The sequence below is a fragment of the Streptomyces sp. NPDC002144 genome, from assembly GCF_053593695.1.
This window is the reverse complement of the sequence record NZ_JBSFDB010000070.1, coordinates 21,761-31,866: the sequence shown is the minus strand read 5'-3', so window position 1 is coordinate 31,866 and position 10,106 is coordinate 21,761. Positions and strand designations below refer to the sequence as shown.

At 70.0% G+C, this 10,106-nt stretch carries 8 protein-coding genes; 5 read left to right on the top strand and 3 right to left on the bottom strand.

What is annotated here, in order from left to right; translation table 11 throughout:
• Positions 1 to 442 precede the first annotated feature (442 nt).
• Complete coding sequence (locus tag ACWCQ1_RS46820) at positions 443 to 2,758, top strand: protein kinase domain-containing protein (RefSeq protein ID WP_451029435.1); 2,316 nt, start codon at positions 443 to 445, stop codon at positions 2,756 to 2,758.
• A 58-nt stretch (positions 2,759 to 2,816) separates the two neighbouring features.
• Here ACWCQ1_RS46820 and ACWCQ1_RS46815 read toward each other — a convergent pair whose 3' ends face one another.
• Complete coding sequence (locus tag ACWCQ1_RS46815; RefSeq protein ID WP_451029434.1) at positions 2,817 to 4,238, bottom strand: amino acid permease; 1,422 nt, start codon at positions 4,236 to 4,238, stop codon at positions 2,817 to 2,819.
• Positions 4,239 to 4,429: 191 nt separating this feature from the next.
• Here ACWCQ1_RS46815 and ACWCQ1_RS46810 point away from each other — a divergent pair, with 191 nt between their 5' ends.
• From ACWCQ1_RS46810 to ACWCQ1_RS46795, 4 genes are all read left to right on the top strand, one after another.
• The gene (locus ACWCQ1_RS46810) at positions 4,430 to 5,125 is read left to right on the top strand and encodes an FCD domain-containing protein (RefSeq protein ID WP_133047706.1); all 696 of its coding nucleotides are present in this window, start codon (positions 4,430 to 4,432) and stop codon (positions 5,123 to 5,125) included.
• A 58-nt stretch (positions 5,126 to 5,183) separates the two neighbouring features.
• Positions 5,184 to 6,626 (top strand): APC family permease, encoded by a 1,443-nt coding sequence (locus tag ACWCQ1_RS46805; protein WP_133047705.1) that lies wholly within the window; start codon positions 5,184 to 5,186, stop codon positions 6,624 to 6,626.
• 304 nt (positions 6,627 to 6,930) lie between these two features.
• Positions 6,931 to 7,173, top strand: coding sequence for a hypothetical protein (locus ACWCQ1_RS46800; RefSeq protein ID WP_451029433.1), 243 nt, complete (start codon positions 6,931 to 6,933; stop codon positions 7,171 to 7,173).
• A gap of 54 nt (positions 7,174 to 7,227) precedes the next feature.
• Positions 7,228 to 8,079, top strand: a complete 852-nt coding sequence (locus ACWCQ1_RS46795; RefSeq protein ID WP_358605295.1) for an SCO6745 family protein — start codon at positions 7,228 to 7,230, stop codon at positions 8,077 to 8,079.
• 61 nt (positions 8,080 to 8,140) lie between these two features.
• On the opposite strand, the gene ACWCQ1_RS46790 is transcribed toward ACWCQ1_RS46795, so the two are convergent.
• Positions 8,141 to 9,199, bottom strand: a complete 1,059-nt coding sequence (locus ACWCQ1_RS46790; protein ID WP_358605292.1) for a M12 family metallopeptidase — start codon at positions 9,197 to 9,199, stop codon at positions 8,141 to 8,143.
• Positions 9,200 to 9,430: 231 nt separating this feature from the next.
• The gene (locus ACWCQ1_RS46785) at positions 9,431 to 10,084 is read right to left on the bottom strand and encodes a class I SAM-dependent methyltransferase (RefSeq protein ID WP_133047703.1); all 654 of its coding nucleotides are present in this window, start codon (positions 10,082 to 10,084) and stop codon (positions 9,431 to 9,433) included.
• Between the last annotated feature and the right edge of the window lie 22 nt (positions 10,085 to 10,106).

The window sequence follows — 10,106 nt, the reverse complement described above, 5'->3', positions numbered from 1 at the left end:
CGCAGCCAGGACGGCCTCGATCCCTTCCGGTCTCCCCATACCAGAACAACGAGCCGCGCAGCCGGAAGCCACGACTTGTTTCCCGGCAAGCCCTAATAGGCCGGTCTGCAGGAATGGGACGTGGACGTCGCCGGCACAGGTGAGCTTCAACACATCGGAGGTCTGTGTCGTATACAGGCATCGCACAGCATCGCTGTTGCGTATCGCGCACTGTTCCTGCAGTACAGGCACGTGTCACCGGCGGCATGACGTGGCGTCAAATGGGCCTGCGCGGAGGGGAGAAGGGGCTGGTCAGCTACTTCCGGGTAGCGGAGAGCGGCTGTCGAGAAGAACCTCAGTCGTCACTCCAGCCTCTACTGTGTTGTCAGACCCCTTCCGGGCCTCTCCCCCACCAGCGGGCGGGACTCCCGTCTGCCACCACCAAGAACAGGCAGCCGCGGGTATGAAGCCACTGCGCCCAGAAGATCCCGAACAGCTGGGCCCCTACCGCCTCGTGGCCCGGCTCGGAGCGGGCGGAATGGGCCGCGTCTATCTGGCCACGTCGCCGGCCGGCCACGCCGTCGCGGTCAAGGTCATCCGCCCCGAGATGGCGGAGGACAAGAACTTCCGCATCCGTTTCCGGCGCGAGGTGGCGGCCGCGGCGGCGGTCGGCGGCACCTACACCGCATCCGTGGTGGACGCCGCTCCGGACGCGGAGACGCCATGGCTCGCCACCACCTACATCCCCGGCCCCACCTTGGCCGAGGCGATCGCCGAAAACGGGCCGCTACCGGTGGAGACGGTTCTCGCCCTTGGCGCCGGCATGGCCGAGGCGCTCAGCGCGGTGCACGCCCAGGGCCTGGTGCACCGTGACCTCAAACCCTCCAACGTGCTGCTCGCCGCCGACGGACCACGCGTCATCGACTTCGGCATCGTCCGCGCCCGCGACGGCTACCAACTCACCGCCACCGGAGGCGTGTTCGGCTCCCTGGAGTACATGTGCCCGGAACAGGCGACCGGAGATCCGATGGGAGCGGAGGGCGACGTCTTCTGTCTCGGCTCGGTACTGGCCTTCGCCGCGTGCGGGCGCCCACCGTTCAGCGGCGCCGCGGCAGCGACTCTCCTTTACCAGGTGGTCCACGGCTGGCCCGACCTGACCGGCGTGCCCGAACCGCTCGAGAAGATCATCGGGCTCTGTCTGGCCAAGGATCCCGCGCTGCGCATCACACCCGACCGACTCTCCGCGGCGTGCGCTCCGGGCGGCGTCGAACAGCTGCTGACCGAGGCCTGGCTGCCCGCTCCGGTGGCGGCGACCGTGGCCCGCTATCAGGCCGCCGCTCTGGATCTCGTACCGACACCGGCCGCCGCGCCGATCACCACCGACACCCCCGATGCTCTCGAGAGCAGGACCGGGGCGAACGGCGCCCGCCCACTCGGTGACGACTCCGACTGCGGGGACGGTGAAGCGCATGACCGCGCAGAGGCCCAAGTCGCCATCACACCCCAGGCGGATGCGGACTTCCTCCGCCTGACGTCACCAGAGCCCTCCGGCCCGTCCGAGAAGCCGGCCCCGGAGGCCGCGCCTTCCCGCGCACACCGTCGCTCCCCCACCCACCCCGGTCTCTCCCGGCGCTCGATGCTCGCCGCCGCCACCGGCCTGGCAGTGGCCGGAGGGGCCACCGCACTCGTCGCCGTACAAAGGAAGCCCCGCACCCGCTCCGCGTCTTCCATCGTCCCCCCGCCCGAGCCGAACTGGGTCTACGCCAGCGCCCCGTTGCTGCAGACCCCGGCGGTCTTCAACGACGGCACCGCCCTGCTCAAGGCCCGCCCGGGCGCCGTGATCTGCCTCGACCTCGACAACGGCTCCCACCCCAAGTGGATCTACCAGGGCATCAGCCTCTCGCCCACTCCCGTCCTGCTGACCGACGGCGCCGCCGTCGCGCTCGGCACGGGCGCCACCGTGATCGGCGTCGATCCGACCAGCGGGACCGAGCGGTTCACCCTCGACTTCGGCACGGACTTCCGGTTCGACCAACTGCTGGGCACCTACGAAGGCTCCACCCTCTCCGTACTCGGCGCCCGGCTGGAGCGCCAGTCGACGGAACAGGGCGTCGCGACCTCCACCGACGCGGTCTTCGCCGTCGACCTCCAGGCCCGCCAGGCGGAGGTCATACCGATCAGCCCGGAAGACGTCGGCATCCCCATCCAACCGGTCGTCACCTCCGACTACTTCGTCTACGCCGACGGCCTGCGCAACGTCTCCGTCCGCAGCACCCGCGACGCCGGCTCCCTGCGGTGGCGACACCCGGTCGGCTACGACCTGCGGCCCGGTATCGCCGTACTCGGCCAGACCGTCTTCGCCATCGGCTCCGAGCTCATCGCCCTGGAGCTCGGTACCGGCAGGCTCCGCTGGCGCGCGAAACCCGAGCACGGCATGTTCACCTCCCTCGGAACGGGCGGCAACACCGTCTACGCCATCGGCAACGACCCCCACGGCGTCTACGCCTTCAACGCCGTGAACGGCTCACGGCGCTGGTTCTGCGCGACGCCCCCACTCGACGGCGACCATTCCATCGCGGTCGGATCGAAGGCCGTGTACGCCGCCGCCCTGGAGAACAAGAAAGGTTTCTTCGCCATCGACGCCGCCACCGGCCGCCTGCGGTGGAACTTCACGGACGGCCGGGACACCGGCGTCAACGGCTGGCAGATCTCCTGCGACCGAGCCGGCCATCTGGTGGCTCACCACTACGACCGCGTCTACGGCCTGCCGAGCGCCTGACAGCGGCACGGCCCCGGGTACGGCGTCGCCGTACCCGGGGCCATCGCGCGGATGGTTGCTAGGGCGACGTGACCAGCTCGTCCCGCTTGCGGCTGATCCGCTGGCGGACCAGTGCAAAGGCCACCACGCCGAGCGCCACCAGCGTGGACAGGACCACCTGGTCGCGTCCGCCGCCATCCGCCGTGTCGGTCAGCATGTAGCCCAGCACGAAGGTGATCAGGGCGATCGTGGCCCAGGTCAGATAGGGGTAGAGCCACATCCGCACGACGAGCTTTTCCGGCGACTCCCGCTGGATGATCTTGCGCATCCGCAGCTGCGAGAAGCAGATCACCAGCCAGACGAACAGCGCGATCGCACCGGAGGAGTTGAGCAGGAACTGGAAGACGGTGTCGGGCCACAGGTAGTTGAAGGCGACCGCGACGAAGCCGAAGACCACCGAGGCCAGGATCGCCGTGCGCGGCACACCGCGCTGGGTGGTGCGGGCGAAGGAGGACGGGGCGTCGCTGCGCCCGCCGAGCGAGAAGGCCATGCGGGAGGCGGTGTACAGGCCGGAGTTGAGACAGGACAGCACCGAGGTCAGCACGATCGCGTTCATGATCTGGGCGGCGTGCGGGATGCCGATGGAGCTGAGTGCGGCGACGTACGAGCCGTCCTTGAGGATCGCCGGGTCGTCCCAGCGCAGCAGCGACACCACGACGAGGATCGAGCCCAGGTAGAACACCGCGATCCGCCAGATCACGCTGTTGGTGGCCTTGGTGACCGCGCCCCGCGGGTCCTGGGACTCGCCGGCCGCGAGCGTGACGATCTCGCTGCCCATGAAGGAGAAGACCACCATCAGGACGCCGGTGAGGATCGCGCCCGGTCCGTGCGGCAGGAATCCGCCGTGCGCGGTGAGGTAGGAGAAGCCTGACGCCGGGTGGTCCGAGCCGGGCAGCAGGCCGAAGATGGCGAGGCCGCCGAGCACGATGAACGCGGCGATGGCGACGACCTTGATGCCCGCGAACCAGAACTCGAACTCGCCGTAGGAGCTGACCGAGGCGAGGTTCGAGGCGGTCAGGACGACCATGACGATCAGGGCCCAGCCCCACTGCGGGACGGCGGGCACCCAGCCGGCCAGGATCTTGGCCCCGGCGGTCGCCTCCACGGCGAGCACCACGACCCAGAAGAACCAGTACAGCCAGCCGATGGTGAAGCCGGCCCAGCGGCCCAGCGCCCGGTCGGCGTAGGCGGAGAAGGAGCCGGACGTCGGGTCGGCCGCTGCCATCTCGCCCAGCATGCGCATCACGAGGACGACGAGGACGCCGACGAGCGCGTACGAGACGAGGATGCCGGGGCCGGCGGCGGCGATGCCGGAGCCGGAGCCGACGAAGAGGCCGGCGCCGATGACACCGCCGATGGCGATCATCGACAGGTGCCGGTTCTTGAGCCCCGGCTTCAGGCCGGGTTCGGTGGGTGGACTCTGGGTGAGCGTTGAGGTCATCGCGACATCCATGAGAGGAGGGGGGACGGTGACCGGGAAATTAGTTCAGTACGATCCAAAAGAACAAGACTTGTTTAACTGTTCATCATGCTCTATTTTACGGGCAACGCGGAGCCGCTACGTCCGTAGGAGCCCCCATGCACATCTCACGCGGGCCGTGACCCCGCTCAGCAGGCGGTTAAGGTGACGTCGTGGCCAAGACAGCGGGGAAGTTCGTCTCCGGGGTGCTCGACGTCCGCGCCCTGCCCGGCAGGGGACAGACCGGATCGGACCTCGTCCGCTCACGGATCGCCCTGCGGGTGCGCCTGAGGTCCGAGACACCGGGAGACCGGCTGCCCGACGTCGGCGTCCTGGCCGAGGAACTCGGCATCGGTGAGATCACCGTGCGCCGGGCCCTGGAGGGCATGTGCCAGGACGGGCTGCTGGACCGTCGGCGCGGCAGGGCCGGCGGCACCTTCGTCGCCCAGGACTGGGACACCGTCGTGGCCGTGATGCACGACCCCGACGAGGCGGCCTCACTGGACGCCGTCCACGCGCTGCTGGAATGCGGTCTCGTCTCCCACGCCGTGGGCGAGGTACCGCAGGACAGGCTCGACGGACTGCGGGCGCTGACCGACGAACTGGACCGCACCGACGTACCGGACCACTTGCTCGAACTGGAGACCCGCTTCCACCTCGACCTCGCCGAGGCGCTCGGGGGCCCCGGCATCCGCGAGTTCGCCGCCGACCTGCTCGGCCGCCAGTGCCTACTGCTGCCCGCCCCGACCCCCGAGGTCGTACGGGCACGCAACCGCCACCACTCCGACCTGCTCGACGAACTCGCCCGCGGCGCCATGGCCCCCGCGGTGGCCGCGGTCAAGGCCCACCGCAACGCCGGAACGGCCTGAGGCCCGCCCAAGCCCCGACACCGCCACCGCACCGACCCCTTTACGAGGAGCCGCCGTCATGCCCGACACCGAAACCGCCGGCCCGCCCCAGCGGCTGCGCGGCGGCGTGCTCGGCATGGCGGACATCGCCGCCGCCACCATGGCCAACGTCGGCCCGGCCATGAGCTTCTTCTTCGGCTTCGCCTTCCTCGCCACCACCGCCGGCGTCGCCTCCCCGCTGACCATCCTCACCGCCGGCGTGGCCGTCGCGCTGCTGGGCAACACCCTCGCCCAGTTCTCCCGGGCACACCCCTCGGCGGGCAGCTTCATCACCTTCGTCGGCAAGACCTTCGGCCCCGTCAGCGCCGTGACCACCGCCCTGCTGGCCGGCCTCGGCTACATCATCGCCATGGCCTCCGTGATCGCCATCTCGGGCGGCTTCGTGCAGATCACCCTGCACCACTACACCGGCGTCGACATCCCGTGGATCCTCTGGACCCTGCTGCTGACCGGCGCGTCGGTGGTGCTGATGCTGCGCGGCATCGTCGTCTCCACCAAGTGGGCCGGTTACTTCTTCGCCGTGGAGATGCTGGTCCTCGTCGTGGTCTCGGTCGCGGCACTCGTCGAACACCGCGGCAACCTGTCCGCCGCGCCCTTCCTGCCCGACCACATCCACCACGGCCTCAGAGGCCTGGCCGCCGGCTTCCCGCTCGCCGTGTACCTCTTCGTCGGCTGGGAGAACTCCGCGGCCCTGGCGGAGGAGACGGAGAACCCGCGGCGCAACGTCGGGCGCGCCGTGTTCTCCTCCGTGGGCATCATGACGGCCAGCTACATCCTCTTCTCCTACGCCACCGTCACCGGCTTCGACTACGACGTCCAGCGGCTCGGCGACTCGGCCATCCCCTTCATCGACGTCGCCCACGACACCCTCGGCGCGCTGGCCTTCCTCGCCTACGTCGGCGGCCTGACCTCCACCCTGGGCGTGCTCATCGCCGGCATCAACTCCCAGGCTCGGCTGGTGTTCAACGCCGGCCGCGAGGGACTGCTGCCGTCCTTCTTCGGCTACGTCCACCCCGTGCGCCGTACGCCGAACAACGCGATCGTCACCTTCGCCGTCACCGCCCTGCTGATCATCGGCGGCTGGGGCCTCGGGCATCTGCTCGGGGCCGACGGCGGTCCGATGGACCCCGTGGTCTTCTTCACCGAGTCCTCGACCCTGGGCACCATCCTGATCCTGGTGGTCTACCTGGCCTCCAACATCGCCCTGCCCTTCTACTACCGGCGCTACCGCCCCCAGGAGTTCCGCACCGTCCGCCACCTGGTGCTGCCCGCGCTCGGTGCCTTGGCGATCCTGGTGCCGCTCTACTACCTGGCCAAGCCCGGCCAGCCCGCGCCGTACAACTGGTTCCCGGTCGCGGCCCTCGCGGCCCTGCTTCTCGCTGTCGGCTACGCGACCCTCCTGGTCCGCCGAGACCCGGGCCTGGCCGAACGGGTCGGCTCCGTCGTCGCCGACGTGGAGTGAGGCCCTACGAAGGCACAACCCCATCAGCCGCGCCCGGCCCTCCGGGCCGCACGACACCATGGAGAGCCCATGCCTTCCGACACCGCACGCCGCCGCTGCACCGCGGTGGGACTGGGCACCCGCGCCGGGCACTTCACCGCGGCTCTCGCCGGTCCCTACGCGGACCGCGTCGAGCTGGTCGGCTTCTGCGATGTCAACCCGCACCGCATGGCCGTCCACAACGAGTGGACCGGCGCCTCGGTCCCCGCGGGGGCGCCTCGAGCTTCTCGTCGAGGAGTCCACCTGGACAGGGCCGGAGGCATAGGTGCGGGACGACACCGCCGTACTGCGCGGGGACGCGGTCGGTGACACGGCCGGGCGCACGGAACTGCCCCTGCGGCGCTTCTGGGAACCGCCGCGTGAGATCAAGGTCAACACCGGGGAAGGGGGGCACGGCGGCGGGGACGTCCGGATGCTCGCCGATCTCTTTGGTGAGCGGCGGGCCGACCCGCTCGGGCGGGCGGCCGACGCGGTCGACGGGGCACGCTCCCGGTTCACTCACCGATGAGTTTCGTCGTGCCGGAAGGTCCATCCCGGCACAACGAGACGAACGGAGAATCCGATGAGCAAGGCCCACTCGCAACCGACGGCCGACATCGCCCGCCGCATGTTCGAGCTCCTGGAGCCGATCTGCCTGGTCACCTTCTTCGCCGACGAGTGCAACGACGAACTGGCCGCGCTCGGCCACCGCACCTACTGGGACGGCTACTTCGCCAGCCGCGCCGCGCCGCTTGGGCGGGTGCCGGCCCAGGTCGTGCACGCGGCCTTCTACAACTTCGCCGACGGCGAGGCCGCCCGGCACATCCCCAGCGCGTGGGAGACGATCCCGCCCGAGGCGTCCGTCGCCGCCCGGGAGCGGGGCAGCGCGGCCTCGCTACGGCGCATCCTCGGCGAGGAACTCGCCGGCTCCCCGGGCCTGGTGCGCGCCGCCGACCTGACCACCAAGGCCGCGACGAGCGCCCCCACCGAGGGCAGGGTCATGTACGCCGGGATGCGTACCCTGCCCGTGCCGAGCGACCCGGTCGCCCGGCTGTGGCACTCCGCGACCATGCTGCGCGAGCACCGCGGCGACGGGCACATCGCGGCCCTCGTCGGTGCGCGCATCGGTGGCACGGAGGCCCACATCCTCTCCGCGCTGGAGCAGGGTATCCACCCGCCGGAGTCGTTCGGGCGGGTCCATCACCTGCCGAAGGAGCGGCTGGCCGCGGTCATGGACGGCTTGCGGACGCGCGGGCTCGTCGACATCGACGGCCGGTTCACCGACGCCGGCCGCGCCACCAAGCAACGCATCGAAGCACTCACCGACGAGCTCGCCGCCCCGCCCTACGAGGCCCTGTCCGCCGCCGAGCTCGACGAACTGATCGCCGCGCTCGAGCCCATCACGGCGAAGGTGACGGCCGCGGGATCGCAGTGACAGCCCGGATACCGTGGGCGGACCAGACCGGGTCCCAGGTCACCGTTCTCACTTCGCCCGCTCACCAGTACATCAGCGCGATCGACCCGCTGCCCCAGCTGGAGTACAGGCGGGCCCGCGCAACGTAGCGGTGGTCCTTCACGAGCTTGACGTCGAGGCGTCCGTTGCGGTCCTGTCCGCTGTCGTCGTCGGCCGTCACGTACCGCAGACCGTCGGCGGTCTCCTCGAACAGGGCCAGGACGACGTCGCTGTGCCCGAACGTACCGACCTGATAGCTCCGGGTCTCCGGGGGAACGATCTCGAAGTCCGCCTGGCCTCCCGCGGCGAGCTGCAGCGGGGCGGACTGGAACGGCTCGAGTCTGGCCGGGCGGGCTGCCAGCGTCGGGTACCACTGGAGCACACGCTCCTTGTCCGTGGCGGACAGGGCCAGCGTCTCCGGGATGCCCTGGCGGTAGGCCTCCGGACGCACGATGAGTCCGGGTCCGAAGCTGTACTCCATGATGGAGTCCGGATCCCACGTGGAACCCGTCACCTCGTTCTGCGACAGCTTGCGCAGGATGTTGTTGAACGTCACCTCGTGCGGCCAGTTGTTGGGCGGTCCACCGAGGTCCGCGTAGACCTTCTCCTCGTTCCAGACGATGCCGGCGAACGGGTTCTGGTGCTCATGGGCGAAGCCGACCGCGTGCCCGATCTCGTGCAGCGCGGTGGCCTTGCCGTACGGAGTGGTCAGGTCCCAGCCGAACGTCATGGTCGGCTCGGTGGTGCCGATGCCCAGGTTGTCCCGGCCGACGTACGAGGCGGACCCCTCGCTCTCCCGGAACAGGACACGGACCTCGGAGTCACCGGGATCGGCCACTTCCTGGAAGTCCAGACCGATACCGAGGGACTTCCAGACCTGGAAGGCGTGCCGGACCTCGTCCAGTTGCTCCGGGCCTCCGATGTCACCGCCCTGATCGAGGAAGGCGTAGTGCAACACGGTGCCGTTGATCCACTTGGCCCGCGACAGGAGGATGGCCCTCGAACGGTTCGGGCTCAGGTCAGGACGCAACTCGGGTTGTGTCTGCGGTGGTTGGTTGCAGTACCGGGGCACGGTTGTCCCGCTGTCGGCCGGCGCGGTCATGGTGTCTCCTCCGACGCGTGTCCGCCACCATGAGGGCGAGCGCATACCCAGCCGTCGGCCGGCGGTCGGGCGAAGGAGGAAGAGGTCGGCGGCGTGACGATGATCGCCACCACGGTGTCACAGAACTGGTGGAATGCCCGACCTGATGATTCCAGCATCTTTCTCGGCAGGTCATTCTGCAACTCGGTGACGCCCCGTGAGTTCGGGGCGGGAGGCGCAGAACGAGCCCCTTCAGACCCTTTCGGGTTTGCGGGCGAGCAGACAGGCGTGCGGCCTCTTCACCCGTCCGCCGGGCTCCTGCTCCAGCCGCGCGGTGACAACGAGTCCGGCCTGCTTCATCAGGCCGGCGACGCGCTCCAGGGGCAGGAGGTACGACTCGTAGGACACCGGACGGCCGTAGCCCTGGGTCGGCTGCAGCCGTTCGTCGCCGACATGACCTCCCCACAGCAGGTGGCCGCCGGGCGCGAGCGTGCGGTGGAACTCGGCGAACACCGCCGGAAGCCACTGCGGGGGCGTGTGGTGGGTGGAGTACCAGGCCAGGATGCCGCCGAGCTCGTCGCCCTTCAGCTCCAGCGAGGTCATCGAGCCCGTGGTGAACCGCAGGTTCGGATGGGCGAGGCGGGCCAGCTCGATCATCCTCGGCGACAGATCGATGCCGAAGGCGGACACCCCCAGCCCGGCCAGGTGCGCCGTCACCCGGCCGGGGCCGCACCCCAGGTCCGCGACCGGTCCCAGATCTGCCGTCCGTACGAGTTCGGCGAACCCCGCCAGCATCGCGCGTGACAACGGGTCCATCTCGGTGGGAAGCGGTACGCGTTCGACATAGTCGGCGGCGACCGTGTCGTAGGACTCGCGCACGGCTGTGAGGAAGGAGGGCTCGGTCATGCGGGCGACCCTAGACGACGGC